Below are 19566 nucleotides of genomic sequence, written 5' to 3' on the forward strand. Positions count from 1 at the left end.
TTTCGGTCCAGGTATATACCTCATTGTCATTAATTAACACTTAATTTTAACCGACAGCCAGTTCCTTGGCTTTTGTAAAGTCTGTTTTGCCTGAGCCCAGCTTAGGCATTTCTTCAACACGCACTATAGCGGACGGAATATGTAATGGATTACACTTATTCTGTAACATTTTTTCCCGCACCTGCTCTAAAGTTTTATCCGAATCCGTAAGCAAAATAATTTTTTCTCCCTTTTTATCATCCGGTAAGTTCACTGCCACAAATTCCAAATCATCTTCATCGAAAGCGTCTTGAGCTGAACGTTCCACTTCACTCAAACTCACCATTTCACCACCTAATTTGGCAAAACGGGAGTAGCGATCAACAATCGTTAAATAACCATCTTCATCCAGGTTTCCTTTATCTCCAGAAACATACCAACGCATACCATCAATTATTTTTACCACTGATTCTGTCTTTTCCGGGTTATTTAAATATCCCTTCATAACCTGTGCGCCCCCGATCAGGATCATGCCATCTTCTCCTGCAGGAAGCTCTTCAAACGTTTCTGGATCAACAATTTTAAAACTGGTGCCCGGCAAAGGCATACCTACGGTTCCGGGCTTACCACCTTTTTGCACTCTCCAATCCCTCATATTCATCTGGTCAGGCAGGTTCACCGCCGCAACCGGTGTTGTTTCAGTCACACCATAGCCTTCCAGAATATATTTATTAAATTTTTCAGAAAATGCGTGACGGACTTTCGGGTCTAATCGTTCAGCGCCGGATACAATAAATTTCAGGCTCTTAAACATCAACGGATGCAAACGGGTATTTCTAGCATAGATTCGATAAAAGGTTGACGTACCAAAGAGCACGGTCGCTTCATATTTCGCAATCAATTTACCCAAACCTAATGCATCCGTGGGGTCAGGGTGACATACCACAGGTATGCCCTCTAACAGCGGCATAAACTGCGTGACCGTCATGCCAAACGCATGGAACAACGGCAAGCTTGCGGTAATGACATCGTCGCCTTCTGAATTAAGCACATCGGCAACCTGACGTAGATTTGCCATAACATTTTTGTGACTGAGCTGAACACCTTTAGGGGCGCCTTCACTCCCACTGGAAAAAAGGATTGCCGCCAGAGATTCAGGATCTCGCCGAGGACAGAAAAGTATTTTCAACAACCAACCTGGCAATAAAATAACGCTCAAGAAATTCACAATACGCATAACTGGCGATATTGTCTCTCTCATCTCCTCCAGATAAACCGTGTTTACTTTTTCAAACACACTGTTTAGCTGAATCCCTCGTTTCTCCAGTTTATTAACAAAACGTTTAGACGTATAAATTGTTTTTATTTCAGCCTGCTCGACGGCAGATTCAACGGCTTGAGCACTGGCGGTGTAATTTAGATTTACCACCGTTTTACCACACAGCAACACTGCCATATTCATTAGCATGCCTGGCACACTGGTTGGTAACATAACGCCAACATTCTGTTCATGACTTATTCTTTTTACTTTTTGCGCCAACGTAATCGCACCAGTTAAAGCCTTACTGTTAGACAGTTCGCCACTTATTTCATCGGCCATACACAAGGATGATTTACTGGATTTACATTGATTTACCCAGGCATGGGTAATAGTTGGTAACTGCTCAGCGAAGTTATTCCAGGACAGAACCGACAAATCGAATACACGTTGTTTAACTTGAGAAGCATTTGATAAGCGATCCATAGGTTTACCGAACGAAGCAATCACCTCTCGACGTAGCGGCGAAACACGGTTGCGCTTGTAACCGGCGGAAGCACGCGAGAAACGGCTCCCCCATAAACCGCGCAGATAAAAAGGTTGAATCACAACGTCCGGGTTAGCTTGTTGTGCCGCCTGTTCAAAACCGCGTTTAAATTCCGCCAAGTGACCATTTTTACTGATCATGCCTTCTGGAAACAGGCACACCACTTTTCCATCATTCAGCAACTCAGCAACCTGTTCTAGCGATTTCTTACTGTTTTTACCTGGCGCAATCGGTATGCAACCAAAGAAATCCAGAAACCATTTTATGTACCATTTGCTGTATATGCTTTTTGCCATCACAAAATGGACTTGCCTTGGGTAAGCGATTTGAATTATGGCCCAATCAACCCAACTAATATGATTTCCCAGAAGCAATACTCCACCCTTTTCCGGTATGTCTTTCATTCCTTGAACCACAACTTTGTACGGGCGAGTCATAATTAACGTTAAAACAAAACGGACCAAACTCTGAGGCAGTTTTTTAATGGTATAAAAACACCCAACAGCAGCAACCACAGCGGTGATATAAAACAGATGCTTACTTTCCAGCCCAACCAAAGAAAACACAGCGGTTAACACCAGGAAGCTAAACATGAAGATATTCTGGAATAAGTTATTGCCGGCTAATACGCGACCTAACTCAGATTCTTTGGCATGAAATTGAATAATCGCATTTAGTGGAACAATAAATATTCCCCCCATAAATCCAACCAAAAAGAACAACCCGGCAAAGGTTGTCACACTGGACATACTGGGAATAAGCGCTACACCGATAGCAATACCAACGGCACCGAGAGGAATCAGTCCAGTCTCGATGTACCCTTTAGAAAACCGCCCGGCGAACATAGCCCCTAACGCAATACCAATACCTGTCGCGGCGAGAATCGCCTGAATAACAATGGTGTTGGTGATTTGCAGTTCAGCTTTAACAAAACTGGGAAATGCCGCGAGCATGACTTGGCCTATCGCCCAAAAAACAGATAAGCCAATCACGGATAACCAAATAACCTGATGACTAAACAGCGGCTTTAAATCTGCCTTTAAGGTTCTTCCTGTCAAAAACCGTTTTGCGTCAAAAGGTTCATCCGACAATTCCTCGCTCACTGTGGGCAACAGATAAACCATAATCAATTCAAGTGTTGCATTCACTACCAACAGCGCACCGATGGGGATAAGCAACTGAATGATTTGCTGTTTGTCGGTTACTCCTTCCGGGTAAAGCACTTCAAATAAGATCGAGAAAATAAACGTGCCTGCCAAAATGGCGATAATCGATATGGTTTGCACACTGCCGTTTGCGGAGGCCAGCTTTTCTTTACCAAAAAAGGATTTAATAAAGCCGTATTTTGCTGGTGAGTAAAATGCCGACTGTACAGCCAATAAGAATGTCATGGCAAAGGCAAGCCAGAACCAGCCGACGGCATAACACAGGGTAATGGCGATAGTTAATCCGACACCAGCCCATGCCGTGATCCTCATTACTTCGGTTTTAGGCTTTTTATCTGACAGCAACCCAGCCGGGCTGAACAACAAAATAAAGGGCAACAAAATTAAGGCATTTAATACGGCAGTAAGAATTACCTGATTTGGGCCGTCATAGACCTTAAACAGAATGTTTTGTATGGTGATTTTATGACCAAGGTCGACAAAGGCATTCAGGAAGACCGCAACGAAAAATGCGATAGCCCCGGATTGAAATCGTGATGTTTGCATAGCTCCATATCCCTGTATTTCTTTTCATATAGCGCCATCATCTCAAAGGCAGCAATATAAACAACCAAAAAACCAAAAGAATTAGATTTCATTGCTCAAAGTACCACATATTGATACCATCAGGCCATTATGCCTATTGAGATCCTGCCATGAAACAATCATCTTCTCTCCATAGCACCCTCAAAAAGCAACTTAAAGCACACGGCAAAACCTATAGCGATGTCGCCCAATGGCTCGAACTAAGCGAGGCATCCGTAAAGAGGTTGTTTGCAGATGAAAGCTTTAGCCTACAGCGCTTCGAAAGCGTTTGCGAGATGATCGACTTAACCGTTGCCGATATAGTGACACACATGGAAGTTGAGCAACCTCAACTACGGCAACTGGAAGAACATCAGGAAAAAGATATTGTAGAAGACTTGCCGCTGCTTATGGTGGCGCTGTCGGTCATCAACGGCTATAACTTCGACGAACTTATGGACCAGTTCACCTTCAGCGAGCATGAGCTTATTCAAATGCTGGCAAAACTGGACAGAATCAAACTCATCGAACTCCTACCCGGCAATCGAATTAAACTACTCATTGCACCGAACTTCCGCTGGCGTCCCAACGGTCCCATTCAACGTTTTTTTCTCGAACGAGTCCAGCAGGAATTTTTTCAATCCCGTTTTGAAAATGATGAGGAAATGCTATTGGTATTAAACGGGATTTTTTCCAAATCATCAAATAGTGAGATGCAAAAGAAAATTCGAATATTGGCCAAAGAGTTTAATGGCCTGTTACAACAAGATGCCCCATTACCACCCCACGAAAAACACGGTAACACCATGGTTGTGGCGATTCGAAGATGGCAGTACGAGCCGTTTAGAAAATATTTAAAACAGTAAATTGAGTCGAACTTAAGTGATAAAAAAGGGTTAGCCCGAAAGCCATCAGACTAACCCTTTACCCCTTTTATTCCAAAGTTACTGTTGCACTATCGCTTGGCGTCACAGCGGTCGAACCATCATTGTCGCCGACCGTTGCAGTAACAGTATTAGTATGTGGACTCGACCCCACCAAGGCATCAAACGAACAACTATAGGTATCGTTTGCTTGTCCACTGATCGCTAACACTTGCGGAACAACACAGGTCGTACTCACCACAGCCCCCTGCACCTGGGTAATATCACCAAACATGTTATCCATCAGTTGATTCAGGTTTAAAGACTCTGCGGAAGAATCATTCCGTACTGACACTTGATAAGTCACCGTTGCGGACGTTGCTGTTTTGGTGACCGTCGCTGCCGGCGCAACGTTTTCAAAATCTACCGTTGCATCGTCTGCAGCCATTAACACATTGCTATCGTCGTCAGTTCCTGTTGCTGTCACCACATCGGTTTCAGACGTATTGGCATCGCCTGCGACAAACACCATAAAACTACAGGAATAAGATTCACCCGGTAATAATGTTTGCGGCACGAGACAATTACCCTGACCATTCAAATCACCATGAATATCATCAACCAATGAATTAATGATGACGGTATCCACTGCCGAACCATTGCTGACCAAAACGCTAAAGGTAACGTTACCGCCAGGTTCAGGCAGCACAATCGGATCTGCCACTTTCACAACAGAAATACTGGATGGCACATCATTTACAACAACGGTGGCAGAATCCGAATCGGAAACAGCATTTCCCTCATCATCCGCACCCGACGCGGTGACCACATCCGTTTCGGTATAACCGGCATTTCCGGCAACAAACTCAGTAAAGCTACAGTTGTAGGTTGCCCCCGGAGCAATGGTTTGGGGCGCGCTACAGGTTCCCTTACCATTTAAATCACCGTAAATAGAATCGGTTAACAAAGAAATGATCACCGTATCACTCGATGCCAGACTGGTATTGGTAACGGATACCGAGAAGGTCACGTTTCCACCGGGCTCAAGTACTTCATTTACCGAAGGCGTTTTAGTAACCGAAATGCTGGGCAACTCATCCGTTATAGTGACTGTTGCATCGTCCTGCCCGCTAATGGCATTTCCGTGCGTATCCGTACCAGATGAGGTAACAATATTTGTTTCGGTGTCACCCGCGTTACCGGAAAGGTTGACCTGGAAGCTGCATGTATAAGTGTCTACGCCACCGACATTTCCGTCATCAACAGGAACAAACTGGGGAACAGAACATGTCGTACTGATAATATTATCGTGACCGGAAGTCGTCACATCACCGTAAATACTGTCCATTATGGCATTAATGGTGACACCATTATTTGGGTCAACACCAGTATTCGTTGTACTCACTGTAAATGTCACCACACCACCGGGTTCAACGAGAGAAGTCGGCGACGCTGTTTTTACAACTTTTAACTGCGCAGGTGGGACAGAGATAGGAACATTAAACCCTTCGTCACATCGACATTTTGATGGCGCACCAGGGAAAGCGTCTAACGGGCTGGTACACAATTCGTTGGCGCCGCTTTGTCGCCAGCTAGTACAATTAGGCAAATTCAAAAAACCGTCATTGTCATCATCTTTACACACCGCAGTTAATGTCACTGTTGGATGTAATGGGTTATGTCCAGGTTTATCAATGTCGCCACAGGTATCTTGTACATTGGAAATAATATTTGTGCCCGGAAATGGATCTGTCGTCCCGTCCAAATCAAGCCAAGGAGGGTCAGGCTGATAATCTAAAGTCGACACACTACAACTACCCGACACTGCGCCGTCACCATTTAAGTCGCCATCCGTTGCGAAATATATGCCGATATCATGGCGCTCTTTTGCCGTCACTTCCAAATCGAAAGTTGCAGTAAACGTAACAGTATCGCCCTGATAAGCACAGCCGTCATCATGAATAGTCAGCTGATGCGTTCCATCGGGATTGGTTGCCACACCAGAAATGGCTACATCATTTGCAGTACAGTTTGTGGTGAAGCCAGCCAGGTCCTGCATACACCCGGCGTTGATTGTATCGCCACCATAACTACCTGACGTTGCAAACAATGCACCCACAGCCAAGCAAGCGACCACAGTAAAACGATTTATTTTTTTAACAGACACTTCCATCACCTTTCCCTTTATTGGTTAAAAGTAGGCAAAGTGTAGACAAGGTTTGAAGCTCCACTACCTGGAATGAAAATTAATTTTTTGTTAAAAAAATTATTACGCCAAATTGGAATTTTTTGCCCCATAAAAATTATTTGGAAACCAAAAAATTGAACCAATTATTTTTTAAGAAGAAAAATCTTGATCAAAAAAGATTAAAAAATAACAGTTGATGTTTCACGCCACATTAAAAGTTTTGCAATCAAAGAAAAATCAAATACTACCTTATAGCTAAAGGCATTATTGAAAAGAAGAAAACTGTTAAAAAAAGTAACAGACCAACATTTCAGAATAATCATTACTGATAGCCTTAGCACTTAACATTCTTACCATTTTTCCTTTAGAAACATAACAAACATTTAGCCAACACAAGCCAGGCTTCGAGATTTAAAAAGTACGTGGATTTGTGAACAAGAGAGGTGTTAGGTAAAGCAAAAACACAAGAACGGGAAAGCGGCAAATCCTTAAATATAAAAATCAGGGGTAAATAATGAGCGATTGTCTTATCTGGTGCCGCAACTAATACAGATACCAGCTTTCACGCAACAGGCCCCTTACTTCTTAGAATAAGCCCATGTTCCCAGGGCAAAAAATCCCTCTTTCCACTTCTCCGAGCTTTTGGGCATGCCCACACTGGGGCGGACGAAACTCAAGATTCAAAAACACCCTCTGGTCGACTGATAGCGGTGAATACTCAGCCTTTCCATTAGCTTAAAGTTATAAAAACACACAAATCTAGTACTTTTTCTCTGCTTATAAGCATTTTCTAATTCTCCCCCCAAAAAGAGGAAAAACGCGTCACAGTCCCACATAGATCTAACTCACAGTTTTAAAAATGATCAAATAATATACAGAAAAGTGTTAACTAATACTCAAGAACTACTAAATTCAATCAATATAATGCAACGAAAGTACTAGATTTATTCGAGGTTATAGAAATGAGTACATCCTTCAAGCTTCTCGCCGCTCTTATTATCAGCTTCTCTCTTGCCGCATGCGGCAGCTCAAGCGATGAAGGCGCCACCGCTAGCGACCAAACCAGCAAGGTTGCAGAGACTACTAACTACAAACCCAAAAATGACACTGCAAGTGGCGGTGGTAACTCATCTTCCAACTCCAGACACAATAGAGATACAACTACTGATAGCGGCACCACAACAACCGACAGCACCACTACAACCGACAGCACCACAACAACTGACCCAACTCCAGTTAAAGTGTCAGCTGTTATTAGCTGGAACATCCCAACAACCCGGGAAGATGGCAGTGATTTAGGATTAGGTGAGATCGGTGGCTATGTGATTTACTACCGACAAACCAGCGATATGTACTACACCGAAATTACCGTTAACGACCAAACCATCAGCGAATACGAGATTGCAGACTTGGATCAAGGTGAGTATGAGTTTTATATTGTTGCCTACGACAGCAATAGCCTGTATAGCGCAGACTCCGCCCCAGTGATTACCAATTTAATGATTTAACTTCTTACCAGAATACGCAAGGACGCGTTCTCCTCCCCCCTACACCTAGTTTCTCTCTAAATTACACCGCCTACTTTTTCTCTTATTTTACTTACCCCCGAATGCGAAAGAATAACCTACCGCTGTGGACTTGGCAGAATCGGCAGCAACATATGAATTACCCCATATATTGTTGCAGAGCTTGATGACTTTCCGTTAAAACGGGTTGATAGCAACCTCGGGTGGCGAGATAGTGCAGGTTGAACACATTAAAATAGTGCCGCAATACCTCAGCAGCCTGTATCTCTCCTGATAATGTTAAACAACTGACCGCGGCCTCAGCAGTTGAAAAACGATCAGACTTCCCGGAATCTCGAACCGAATAGGACTTCACCAACGTGTCGGGCAAACTCAAACAGGTAGCATTATCCAACCAACGGCTCAGCATTATCATTCGACTACATTGTTTCCAGGAACCATCCAAAAGGATCAGTGTGATTTTCTTATCTGAGACTGGAATATTTTGAACAACCTTTCGACTGCGCTCTACTGAAGACTGATATGGAAAAACGATAAAACATTCACGTAACGGGTCATTCAATATTTTGAGTAAACCTGACTCTGGCTCACATCGATTCCATAAATACACCTTACTTTCGGGAAAAACATCCGCAATTAGACGCCCTGTATTTGTCGGTTTAAAAAGCTCAAGTCTGTGCATAAGTAAAACAAAGTCGAGATTACAACTCGCCTGCGGACGCCATGCACAAATGCAGACTTTTTCCGCCATTTGACAAGCTGCACAACGTTTAACACTTTTCCCTTTTGCCAGAAAAGGTTTGGTCGACTTTTTTAATTCCAGCTCCCTTAAGAGGGTATAATTATTTGAGTACATGATAAGAATTACATCGCCTTACGCGTTGCACAAATACGAAGGTTTCTCGGTGTAATATCACGCGAGCAGAAGCTCGCGAGTTCAACCTCACAACCACCTTCTTCTAAAAATAAAACCAAATCCAAAACTAACCACAATTCCAATGCACGTCTAAACCCGTGTGCAACAAGTTGCAAACGCTGAAACTCAGCATAGCGTTTTTCTGCACGAATTAAATATGGTTGAAAATCAAAATTCGGCGGAATAATTATAGATTTACGCTCAGCCAGAGTACGAATAACAAATTCCGCACCTTTTTTAACACTAGAAAAAGGTAAAGACACCGTAGACAGATATTCATCCACTCCTCGAATATCTCGTTGCACTAAATCAAATGCCATTCGCCATTGCCCCAATAACGCAACCTGACTGCGCACACGGGAAGAAGACGTTACCATTTCTTGCACAGCAAGACGAACCTGGTTTCTTGTTAATACCAAATTATTGCTTTGTGCAGTTTCAGATAGGGGAACGTAATTGCCCTTAAACCATTGATGATAACAACAGGGCGCCAAGACCAAGTGAGTAGCATTACTTTGTCGCCATTGCCTTAGTAGCGATCGATGGAGATCACCGCATGCATGTAGCGCCACGACAAAATCAGACGACAGAAAATCATGGTAATCTTTTAATACATCTTTTTGGCTGAACTGAACCGACTCGACCCAGGGTGACGCCAATGCTCGTCCGCTTTCACATAGCGCCTGTTGACATTCGACCGCATGTAATTTACTTCCCCAATAATTTGCCACCGCACGCCCCAGATACGATTTACCGGAACACCAATCCACCACCGTTTTGTTTTTTGTTGAGGGGACAACAGGTAAAGCACCAATAAAGGATTCAATTTGCGACCACTTTCGCCCTGGAACATCGACCTGCAATCTGGGATTTATCGTTACTCGATGATTCAACGCCGCCACTTCAGTTAATCGGATTACATTATCATACCCAGGTATATGCTGACTTAAGAACGGGGCTAAGACTTCAGGCAATTGATCCATCTTCCTAAAAGTCGCATCATCCATAGAAAAAAGCGCGTCATTCAGTTTCGGAAAATCTTCCCGCCATTGCATGTTAAAACAATAAAATGAGGACTCCCGCCAAAATGATTCAAGGAAACGTAAACTCTCGGTAAGTGCTAAGAAGTGGGCTTTAAACGGCATAAAGGTGTGGGTTCGACAGTAAATCCTATGTATGGCAGCAACCGCAATACGGTTTTTTATTTCGCCTTATATCCCAGAGATTCAGCGCTGTAAAGCCTTTGATTGCTTCTTTATTTTGGATTGACAACCACAGGAAAAATCTCATTTAAATCAACGAGATAAGGCCGAAATCAGGTTTATTTAATTCCGACTTTCTGTAGCCAGTCGTTTTGTCTACTTTTTGTGTTACATCAACCACTCACAAGCTCAAAACACACACAATCATCGACTGAGCTTTTATCTCTATTCAGATAAAATCTCATTCACGCAAAAGGAAACTAAGGAAGAATTATGCAGACAATAAAAAAAATCATCGGAGTAAGTACCGCTTTCCTTACCATGGGAGTCTACGCCGAAACACCGCAACCACAGGAGCAAGCTCCTGCACGCAGTAACGCCTGGTATATTGGCGGAGGAAGAGTTGACATTGATTCACAGATAGCCTCAGAACAAGGCATAGGCGATAGCGCCACCTACATAAAAGTGGGTTGGGTGGGGCAAAACAAAAACTTTGTTTACGGTGCCGGTATTTCGTATCTGGATTATTCAGATAACAGAAGCTTTAACCAGCAAGTCGAAAGTAACTGGGGGGATCGCTCTACAGAAAGCTCCGATGCCAGCGCATCCGCATTTTTTGGCGAAGGTGGCTACACCTTTATGCCATCAAAATATGTCGGTATTGATATGCTCGCAGGCATGGAACTGATTTGGCGATCAGAAAGAGGCATTGGCAACTGCTCAGATTGCTATGAAGAAGATATCGACGTTGACAGCGGTATTTATGTTTCGCCTCGCTTACGATTAATTGCCGATGGCTTTACCTTTTCAATAAGTTACCAGCATTATTTATCTGGTGATCTTGGTGGAACACCTCTGGTCACCCTAGGCTGGACTTACTAAACCTCTTTCCCCTTACCTACAAGCTTATAGGTAAGGGGCGAACCTCACAAAAAAGTATTGCTCTCTCTGAGTTAACAGCCACTATTCATCCTTTGCTCTCTTTGCTACATGTTACTTGAACCTGGCTAACGGTACGCCCAGCCAAATATATCAGCAACTTCAACAGGCCCGGCACTATCAGCGCATCATTTGCTCACCCATTTTTTTAAACTTTTCTCTTAATCGTAAACAACTTATCCTAAGCTAGGTTATTAGCACTCTCTAGTGCCTAAAAAAGCCTGAGAGGTCAAGACATATTTAAGAGAATACCTACAGTGAGAAAAACACTTATAACAACAAGGTTACAAATTTTGATTCAGGCCAAAGGTAAGCAATACTGTTAAGTATTGTAACAATATACACACAAATATTTCGCCTTGTGTACTTTTCTATATTCACATTAAAAAATACAATACCGACAAGATACTTCTTTTGGCGTCAACATATCTACATAGCTTCTGATTAAGACAGCACTTCGATTGGAAGCAGTACTCCCAATCGGACGTCAACTAAATCCAAATTTATTATCTATTACCTCTGAAAAAGGTACCTGTTCTTCAATAAGATTCGCAAACTAAGCTTGTTTTTATAAAGGAGTGAGATATATGTTAAATAGAGCTTTTATTGTACTGACACTAACAATGATATTCAGCTCTGCACACGCAGGCCTAATCAGGTATGACTTTACCGGAAGCATGACTGCAACATCCGGTGAATTCAATTCTGGCGACACCTTTTCCGGTTACTATATTCTGGATACAGCTACTGAAGGTGTACGGAGTACTACACAGTACTCAAGTGGAGATTGGATCACATCCAACAAGTTCAGGAATCCAGTCGTAAGTTTTGAAATGGATTTCGGTGGTTTCTCTTTAATTTATACCCCAGATGGATTGGATGATCGTTATACCGCCCCTTATGATAGCAGGCTAGAGCTTTTAAACGATCAAGCGTTTTTTACAAATAATCCTGAATACACTTATTACAGTGATCGCTCAATTCTGACATTGAAAGACATGAGTGGTTTGGCATCTTCGACTATAGACTTTGTTCAATTTGATTTCCGAGAACTCAGTAGAAATGGAAACTATCCTACAATGCTTGATGATGACACAATGGATTCGATTTTAAATTTGAATGGTGAAATCAGTAGCTATGGCGGCCGAATTGCTACAAACTCAAATATGAATATACATTTTAACTTGAGTTCGTTTCGTACATCACCGGTCTCTGTAACAGAGCCATCGTCGCTAATTCTATTTAGTGCAGGACTGCTGTGTTTTATTTTCACTAGAAAACGTACAGTCAAACAACCATGAATTGTATCATCGATATAAAGCATTCATCTCTTACAAGATTAGCATCTATTATCGTCAAACACTGACGACTGTGACGTAAATTATAGAGCAAAAAAACGGGCCATTCAGGCCCGTTTTGTAATCATTAACTTTTCGCGTTTTTTGCACGCTTACGTTCATTTTCTGTCAGCAGTTTTTTACGCAGACGAATAGACGTCGGAGTCACTTCGACCAATTCATCGTCCTCAATAAACTCCAAAGCCTGCTCAAGTGTGTGTCGAATAGGTGGACTAAGTATCAAGGCTTCATCAGTTCCTGCTGCACGAATATTGGTAAGTTGTTTTGCTTTGGTTGGGTTGACCACCAAATCATTCGAACGGGAGTGAATACCAATTATCTGGCCTTCATATACGTCCGCGCCATGCCCTAAGAACAAACGGCCACGGTCTTGTAAATTATAAAGCGCATAAGCCAGGGTTTTGCCTTTGACTATCGACACCAGTACACCATTTTGACGGCTGGTGACTTCGCCTTCTTTTACCGGTCCGTAGTGATCGAAAATACTGGTCATAATCCCGGAACCAGAGGTCATGGTAAGAAACTGGCCGCGGAAACCGATAAGGCCACGTGACGGTACGATATATTCCAGCTTCACCCGGCCTTTTCCGTCAGGCTCCATATTGGTTAGCTCGGCTTTTCTTAAACCCAACTCTTCCATCACAGAACCTTGATGCTGGTCTTCTACATCAATCACCACCGCTTCGAAGGGCTCTTCAATTACGCCGTCCACTTCGCGCTGAATTACTTCGGGACGGGATACACCCAACTCAAAACCTTCACGACGCATGGTTTCGATTAATACTGAAAGGTGTAACTCTCCACGACCAGAAACTCTGAATTTATCAGCAGAATCACCTGGCTCAACACGCAATGCCACGTTATGAATAAGCTCTTGCTCCAAACGCTCTTTGATATTACGTGAGGTTACGAATTTACCTTCCAGACCCGCAAAAGGAGAATCGTTCACCTGGAAGGTCATGCTGACGGTCGGCTCATCCACACTTAGTGGTGGTAAAGCTTCAACATTAGCCGGATCACAAAGAGTGTCGGAAATGCCCAGACCATCAATACCCGTGATACACACGATATCACCTGCCGTTGCCAGTTCCGTATCGACTCGCTCCAGGCCGTGGTAGCCTTTTACGTTCAACACCTTACCTTTGCGCTCTTTGCCTTCCCGCTGCTTAACCACAACCTGTTGACCAGGCTTTAATTCACCACGGGTAATACGACCAATACCAATAACCCCCACATAACTATCGTAATCCAAAGCGGAAATCTGCATCTGGAACGAGCCATTCAAATCAACATTGGGCGCAGGCACCACGGTGGTAATCATATGGAACAGTGGCGTCATATCGTCAGCCATCGCCTCAGGGTCATCGCCGGCGATACCATTTAAAGCTGATGCATAGATGACCGGGAAGTCGAGTTGTTCTTCCGTTGCACCCAGGCGATCAAACAAGTCAAAAACCTGATCCATCACCCAATCTGGACGGGCACCTGGACGGTCGATTTTGTTAATTACAACAATTGGCTTCAGGCCTTTTTCGAAGGCTTTGGAAGTCACAAAACGTGTTTGTGGCATGGGCCCGTCAACCGCATCGACCAGCAAAAGCACGGAATCCACCATCGACAAGACACGCTCTACCTCACCACCAAAATCGGCGTGCCCTGGGGTATCCACGATATTGATGCGGTAACCTCCCCAGGTAATAGCAGTATTCTTGGCAAGAATAGTAATCCCGCGCTCCTTCTCCTGATCATTCGAGTCCATGATACGTTCAGCGCCCTGATCCTTGCGATCAAGTGTGCCGGACTGGCTTAGAAGCTTATCGACCAGAGTGGTTTTTCCATGGTCAACGTGGGCGATAATGGCAATATTTCGGAGTTTCTCAATCACAGGATATCTCTTTCAGCAGGAGGCCGTAGTATGGGGGTGGCAGTTCAAAAGGCGCGCATTATAGCTTGCAAAAATGGCAAGACATAGCGCAATTAATCGATTTTGTCGTCTATATGCCTTGTAGACCCACACATATACCCTCCATACTTTGAAAAATTCATAAAAATACAATAAAAGCTGGCCAAATGAACCGAAATACTCGTAAACAAGCCCTTATTGCGCTGCTAGATCAGTACCAGGAAACCGCCGACACACAAGAAGAAGCCGCCCAAACCGTCGAATTAGACCAATCCAAAGTGGGCAGGCTTTCACGAATGGATGCTCTTCAATCTCAAGCGATGTCACAGGAACAGCAACGCAGGGCCATGCTGCAGATTAAAGAACTAAAACGGGCGCTAGTAAAAATTGACACGGGCGATTATGGTTATTGCGAAGCCTGCGAGGAACCAATTGCTGAAGCAAGACTAGAGGTAAATCCAACTGCTCGTTACTGCATCAAATGCGCAGAACTTCAAGAAAACCAATAATTTACCAACTATTTCTCCCAAACCACTCAAAATAAATGATATAAGGCACTGACTTATACGGAACAATTGTCTAAAATGCTTTGCATAACTACGATTTGCTATAGGAGATGATTCTCATGAGGGCACTACTCGTTTCAGCTTTGATCCTTTTTGCTGGGTCAGCGGTCGCGGACGATCAGGATGGATGGTTTATTGGGGTCAATTACGCCCATCTTGACGCAAACTTTATTGATTCTGGAAATTCTGAAGCGGGTGTAGCACCCGACGGAGTCACCTTCCGAACCTTTGAATTCTATGGTGGCATGCGCCTCAATACCTGGCTTGGCTTTGATACTCGTATTGGCACAAGCCTATCCGATGAAGTTGTGTACGTTGATGACACAACACCTTATTCATATAAACACAAAATTCAACATTACGAAGCCATCTACTATCGCCCGGAATTAGCCAACCAGACTGCTAAACTATACGGCTTGTTCGGCGTAGCAAATGTTGCCAGTGAAGGCACAGGTTACACCAACGGCTCAGGCTCTCAGTCGCAAAACGATGTGGGTTTCTCCTGGGGAGCAGGTATTGGCTTTGTCGTAAATGAGCGCTTTAACTTCAATATGGAGTACCGCTCACTATTAAGTGAAGACGATGCCGAATACACTTCGATTGGTGCCGGTATCGATTTACGCTTCTAAAAAGATTCCCTCCTAAACCAGGGGTATCAATTAAAAAGCCTGAATCCAAGAAATATGGATTCAGGCTTTTTTACTTTACCAAATCAACGATTCAGCAGCCCCCTAACAACACATCTATATATCCCGTCATACAGCCACTCAAGACAACTCACGCTGTGAACCCTTGCGGATTTAATCCAGCATATTTTGTGACTCATGTAATAAAAATAATTTTTTTCATATAACCATTTTTGTTTTATGAGATATTTAGCGAATTGCTTTGCTATTACTATTTGGGGAACACAGAATTGAAAACAAACGGACATTTTCTTATTGTATTTATTCTTACCATATTAAGCTTGGCTTCCTGCGGCGGCGGAGGCAGCTCTTCTGGAGGCGCTATCACATCGAACTCAAGTAGTTCGAGTTCGAGTTCGAGTTCGAGTTCGAGTTCGAGTTCGAGTTCGAGTTCGAGTTCGAGTTCGAGTTCGAGTTCGAGTTCGACAGGAAGCTCATCAACAAGCACCAGTTCTTCAAGTGGATCATCAACATCAAGCAGTAGCTCTTCAACAAGCTCGGGTTCACCCAATACGGGGATAACCTCAAATTACATCACCCACAAGGAAATTATTCTTCCTGCGCTCGGTGAAAACGTACCAACAAAAGGCGAATCAATTATCGACCCGATCACCGGGACAAAAATTACGCGCATTACCGATGCAACAGAGCTTACCGGAACAGACGATGCATTGATTGTTTATTCAAGATATTCCCCAGAGAATTCGTCAGGGAAATATCTATTGGTCTTTGGCGCTAACTCAACCTCAAGCTGGGTGGTAAACCGTGAAAACGGAGATGTAATTACACAACTGCGAAAAAACTCGACCGCCTCTATTGGCGAATTTCACGAAGTTCGTTGGGACCTAACCGGAAACCATCCACTACGTGTTTATTACCGCGATGAAATGGGGTTTTATCAAATTGACGATGTGACTAATCAGGACTCAACACGCACACTGATTCGTGATTTCTCTGACCACAGCCCAAACTCAACACGCCTTTATAATGATGTAGAAGGAGACAGCTCCAACGACAGTGATCACTGGGCCTGGATGGCCGCCCATTACAATGGACAAACCTATGTAGTCGATGCATTCATTCACTACCAGATATCGACAAATCAAGTTCACACTCTAAAACCACAAGACCTCGTAGGAACAGCGCTAGATCATCGAAGCACGGCAAGTACATTCCCCCGCCCTAACATGGTAGAAGTTTCCCCCAAAGGCACAGGAATCGTGCTGCACTATGGACGTAGCTGGGGTGATGCTAGCTACGGCTCCCGACCTGAAGACATTGGAACCTGGTTTGATGGAGCACACCTTTGGCCCCTGGATTTCAATTTTACAACTACGTCCCCGAAAAAAATATCTGTTGGCGAAACACATTCCGGGTGGACTTTCGATGAAAACGGCGTGGAATATTTTGTCAGCCAAAACAATCGAACAGATTGGCTGGATTCAATTGCTGTGTCGGGCAGTATGTCCGGCTATGAAAACCGGATAGAAGTTGCATCGCATGCAGACTTTGGTTGGAGCAATGGTTTTCATTACGGCAAGATGCCGGAAACCAAACCGAACTGGATATTTGTTAACACCTATTCAAATGTCACTCACTCCAGCCATGACATAGACTGGGGAGCAGATCAACTGTTCATGGTGCAAAACAAACCATCTGTAGAAGGACCTATAGTGTGGAGAATAGGACACAATTACAATCGTTATGACGGCAACTACCGCGACGAAGCACCTGCTGCAATAAATCTATTTGGTAACAGAATTTATGTTTCGAACAACTGGGGAGGGCGTCTCCCCCATCGGGAAGTGTTTTTATTCTCTTTGCCAGACAACTGGGAAATAGCACTAACCCCCAAGTAAAGCACTGCCAACATCGACGACTAACGAGTATAAATCATCCGCTCAGCGGGTAATTTATACTCGTCCTTTGGCCACAAAAATCAAAGGGAGGCAGTATTGACTTATCTTGGCCAACCAAAAGCGTTAGAATCTCCCTTTCTATTTGCTTCGGTTTTCGACTCCTTCTCTTCATACACATCATATTTTGCAATTCGTCCATTACTTGATTTAACAAAACAACTTATATAATGAAGAGCAGGTTTGTTTTCCTTGTTGCGCAAATTCATTTTTAAAAAAATCTTATACAAAAATGCATTTTGCTCGTAACGGCTAGAGTGATTATCTACCGTCAGTAACTTAATTTTATTACCATAGCTGTCTCTGGTTTCTTTTTCACAGGTCAGGACCGCATCAGTAAACGTGACATTTTGATATCCCTTTTTCTTACCGCCAAATCCATCAGGAAAAATCACACCGGAAAAGTAAAGCGTTAAAAAACTTGCCAATACAACTACAGCAACACCACCGATAACCACTCCCAGATTTTGCTTAGTCGTTAATTTCATATTTGCTTTAACCTACTTTTTCATTGGTCGGAATACCAACACGTTCTGATATCCATCATCAATCAAGTGTGCCGCATGAAGCTTACTCATTACACCTTTATCACAGAATAGGCAGTATTGTTTATTCTGGTCCAACCCGGAAAACTCTGTCGATAAACTATAAAAAGGAATTTCAACAACTTCCAATTCTTCAGACAATGGACGCATTTCTCTCTCATGAGGATGTCGAATATCAATAACTATCTGATTATCACCAATCTCCTGCACCTCCTGAACAACTACCCTTTGCTCAACATCTTCCATAACCTCGTCAATTGCCTGCACACGGGAATTAGCAATTGCGTCTTCCAACTTATCAAAATCGAAACCAGCTTCCTCTTTTTCGACCCGCTCCAACTTAACTTTAGAAGATGGCTTAACAGAAATCACACCGCAATATTCAGGAATGTTAGCGGAAAACTCTTCAGCACCTATTTTACGGGAGAGTTTAATAATATCGGGCTTATCCATCACAATAAGCGGACGCAGAACCAGCTTATCCGTTACCGCATCAATAGCCGACAAATTAGTAATCGTTTGACTGGAAACCTGAGCAATGGCTTCCCCTGTTACCAGCGCCTGAATTCCACCTTTCTCTGCGATTTTGTCCGCAGCACGAAACATCATGCGTTTAAGCACAACCCCCATGTTCGACGGATTTATTTTTTGCAGAATTTCACTTACCACACCTTCAAACGGCACAGTAATAAAACGGACTCGATGGGAAGAGCCATAACGATTCCACAAATAGAAGGCTATCTCCTTCACCCCCAGCTCATGGTCCCGCCCGCCAAGATTAAAAAAGCAATAGTGTGTTCGAAGACCACGACGAATCATCATATAACTGGCGACGGTGGAGTCGAAACCACCAGAAACCAAAGACAGAACAGAATCCTGAGTACCAACTGGGAACCCACCCAAACCTTCGTATTTCTGTTCGACGATGTAACAGGTTTGATCTTTTACCTCTAAATTGACGGTCACATCCGGGTCTTTTAACTTCACCCCAGCCGTATCACAATTCTGGTTTAGACCACCACCCACATATTGCTCAATCTCCGTCGAGGTGTAATCGTGTTTACCGCTACGCTTAACACGGACACAAAAAGTTTTTCCACTCAACCCGTCCTTCCATGCATCAAAGGTCAACTCATAAATATCATGCATAGTGGAGAAAGGGTGCGCGCGAACATAGGAAAAGTTGGCAATCCCAGGAGTACGTGCAAGCAAATCAATCATCTGCTCCTTCACTGAATCGTCCTCGGATGGCACACGCACTTCCAGCCTGTCCCAATCCTGAATGACCGAAGCTTTTTCGTGTATACGACGCGATAGCGTTCTCAGGTTTTCAGTAAGGTGCTTGGTCCATCGCTTACGAACGGGTGGACTTTTAATGGTAATTTCAGGGAAAAGACGTACGATAAAATTCATAAACAAACGAACACACAATCATTACGCACCA

14 protein-coding genes are annotated in these 19566 nt (G+C 43.5%); 7 read left to right on the top strand and 7 right to left on the bottom strand.

The genetic code is table 11. From position 1 onward, the window contains the following. Positions 1-46: 46 nt before the first annotated feature. Positions 47-3496, bottom strand: a complete 3450-nt coding sequence (locus tag P5V12_RS17505) for an acyl-[ACP]--phospholipid O-acyltransferase (protein ID WP_316954388.1) — start codon at positions 3494-3496, stop codon at positions 47-49. Positions 3497-3645: 149 nt separating this feature from the next. Here P5V12_RS17505 and P5V12_RS17510 point away from each other — a divergent pair, with 149 nt between their 5' ends. Beyond that, positions 3646-4380: a helix-turn-helix transcriptional regulator gene (locus tag P5V12_RS17510; protein WP_316954389.1), complete on the top strand. Its 735-nt coding sequence runs from the start codon at positions 3646-3648 to the stop codon at positions 4378-4380. 67 nt (positions 4381-4447) lie between these two features. On the opposite strand, the gene P5V12_RS17515 is transcribed toward P5V12_RS17510, so the two are convergent. Then, on the bottom strand, positions 4448-6544 hold the full coding sequence (locus P5V12_RS17515; protein WP_316954390.1) for a hypothetical protein: 2097 nt from the start codon (positions 6542-6544) through the stop codon (positions 4448-4450). 983 nt (positions 6545-7527) lie between these two features. On the opposite strand from P5V12_RS17515, the gene P5V12_RS17520 reads away from it, so the two are divergent. After that, positions 7528-8073 (top strand): fibronectin type III domain-containing protein, encoded by a 546-nt coding sequence (locus P5V12_RS17520; protein WP_316954391.1) that lies wholly within the window; start codon positions 7528-7530, stop codon positions 8071-8073. A gap of 157 nt (positions 8074-8230) precedes the next feature. On the opposite strand, the gene P5V12_RS17525 is transcribed toward P5V12_RS17520, so the two are convergent. After that, positions 8231-8947: a tRNA-uridine aminocarboxypropyltransferase gene (locus P5V12_RS17525; protein WP_316954392.1), complete on the bottom strand. Its 717-nt coding sequence runs from the start codon at positions 8945-8947 to the stop codon at positions 8231-8233. A gap of 8 nt (positions 8948-8955) precedes the next feature. Beyond that, positions 8956-10152: a methyltransferase gene (locus P5V12_RS17530; RefSeq protein ID WP_316954393.1), complete on the bottom strand. Its 1197-nt coding sequence runs from the start codon at positions 10150-10152 to the stop codon at positions 8956-8958. Positions 10153-10482: 330 nt separating this feature from the next. On the opposite strand from P5V12_RS17530, the gene P5V12_RS17535 reads away from it, so the two are divergent. Both P5V12_RS17535 and P5V12_RS17540 read left to right on the top strand, forming a co-directional pair. After that, entirely contained in the window at positions 10483-11091 is a 609-nt protein-coding gene (locus P5V12_RS17535) for a porin family protein (RefSeq protein ID WP_316954394.1), read from the top strand. A 644-nt stretch (positions 11092-11735) separates the two neighbouring features. Further along, positions 11736-12449: a PEP-CTERM sorting domain-containing protein gene (locus P5V12_RS17540; RefSeq protein WP_316954395.1), complete on the top strand. Its 714-nt coding sequence runs from the start codon at positions 11736-11738 to the stop codon at positions 12447-12449. Positions 12450-12573: 124 nt separating this feature from the next. On the opposite strand, the gene typA is transcribed toward P5V12_RS17540, so the two are convergent. Beyond that, positions 12574-14391, bottom strand: a complete 1818-nt coding sequence (typA, locus tag P5V12_RS17545) for a translational GTPase TypA (protein WP_316954396.1) — start codon at positions 14389-14391, stop codon at positions 12574-12576. Positions 14392-14576: 185 nt separating this feature from the next. Here typA and P5V12_RS17550 point away from each other — a divergent pair, with 185 nt between their 5' ends. The 3 genes from P5V12_RS17550 to P5V12_RS17560 all read left to right on the top strand — a co-directional run bounded on the left by P5V12_RS17550 (position 14577) and on the right by P5V12_RS17560 (position 17520). Continuing rightward, positions 14577-14918 (top strand): TraR/DksA family transcriptional regulator, encoded by a 342-nt coding sequence (locus P5V12_RS17550; RefSeq protein WP_316954397.1) that lies wholly within the window; start codon positions 14577-14579, stop codon positions 14916-14918. A 116-nt stretch (positions 14919-15034) separates the two neighbouring features. Next, positions 15035-15604, top strand: coding sequence for a porin family protein (locus P5V12_RS17555; RefSeq protein WP_316954398.1), 570 nt, complete (start codon positions 15035-15037; stop codon positions 15602-15604). A 287-nt stretch (positions 15605-15891) separates the two neighbouring features. Beyond that, positions 15892-17520, top strand: a complete 1629-nt coding sequence (locus P5V12_RS17560; protein ID WP_316954399.1) for a hypothetical protein — start codon at positions 15892-15894, stop codon at positions 17518-17520. A 101-nt stretch (positions 17521-17621) separates the two neighbouring features. Here P5V12_RS17560 and P5V12_RS17565 read toward each other — a convergent pair whose 3' ends face one another. Together P5V12_RS17565 and thiI are read right to left on the bottom strand one after the other, a co-directional pair. Continuing rightward, positions 17622-18065 (bottom strand): hypothetical protein, encoded by a 444-nt coding sequence (locus tag P5V12_RS17565; protein WP_316954400.1) that lies wholly within the window; start codon positions 18063-18065, stop codon positions 17622-17624. Positions 18066-18077: 12 nt separating this feature from the next. After that, positions 18078-19535: a tRNA uracil 4-sulfurtransferase ThiI gene (thiI, locus tag P5V12_RS17570; RefSeq protein WP_316954401.1), complete on the bottom strand. Its 1458-nt coding sequence runs from the start codon at positions 19533-19535 to the stop codon at positions 18078-18080. Positions 19536-19566 lie beyond the last annotated feature (31 nt).

The organism is Teredinibacter sp. KSP-S5-2, from assembly GCF_032773895.1.
In the GTDB taxonomy this organism is placed as follows: domain Bacteria; phylum Pseudomonadota; class Gammaproteobacteria; order Pseudomonadales; family Cellvibrionaceae.

Coding starts and splice junctions, on each gene's coding strand:
- thiI (WP_316954401.1), bottom strand. CDS start 19,535: ATGAATTTTATCGTACGTCTTTTCCCTGAAATTACCATTAAAAGTCCA.
- P5V12_RS17510 (WP_316954389.1), top strand. CDS start 3,646: ATGAAACAATCATCTTCTCTCCATAGCACCCTCAAAAAGCAACTTAAA.
- P5V12_RS17520 (WP_316954391.1), top strand. CDS start 7,528: ATGAGTACATCCTTCAAGCTTCTCGCCGCTCTTATTATCAGCTTCTCT.
- P5V12_RS17535 (WP_316954394.1), top strand. CDS start 10,483: ATGCAGACAATAAAAAAAATCATCGGAGTAAGTACCGCTTTCCTTACC.
- P5V12_RS17550 (WP_316954397.1), top strand. CDS start 14,577: ATGAACCGAAATACTCGTAAACAAGCCCTTATTGCGCTGCTAGATCAG.
- P5V12_RS17530 (WP_316954393.1), bottom strand. CDS start 10,152: ATGCCGTTTAAAGCCCACTTCTTAGCACTTACCGAGAGTTTACGTTTC.
- P5V12_RS17555 (WP_316954398.1), top strand. CDS start 15,035: ATGAGGGCACTACTCGTTTCAGCTTTGATCCTTTTTGCTGGGTCAGCG.
- P5V12_RS17565 (WP_316954400.1), bottom strand. CDS start 18,065: ATGAAATTAACGACTAAGCAAAATCTGGGAGTGGTTATCGGTGGTGTT.
- P5V12_RS17525 (WP_316954392.1), bottom strand. CDS start 8,947: ATGTACTCAAATAATTATACCCTCTTAAGGGAGCTGGAATTAAAAAAG.
- P5V12_RS17505 (WP_316954388.1), bottom strand. CDS start 3,496: ATGCAAACATCACGATTTCAATCCGGGGCTATCGCATTTTTCGTTGCG.
- P5V12_RS17540 (WP_316954395.1), top strand. CDS start 11,736: ATGTTAAATAGAGCTTTTATTGTACTGACACTAACAATGATATTCAGC.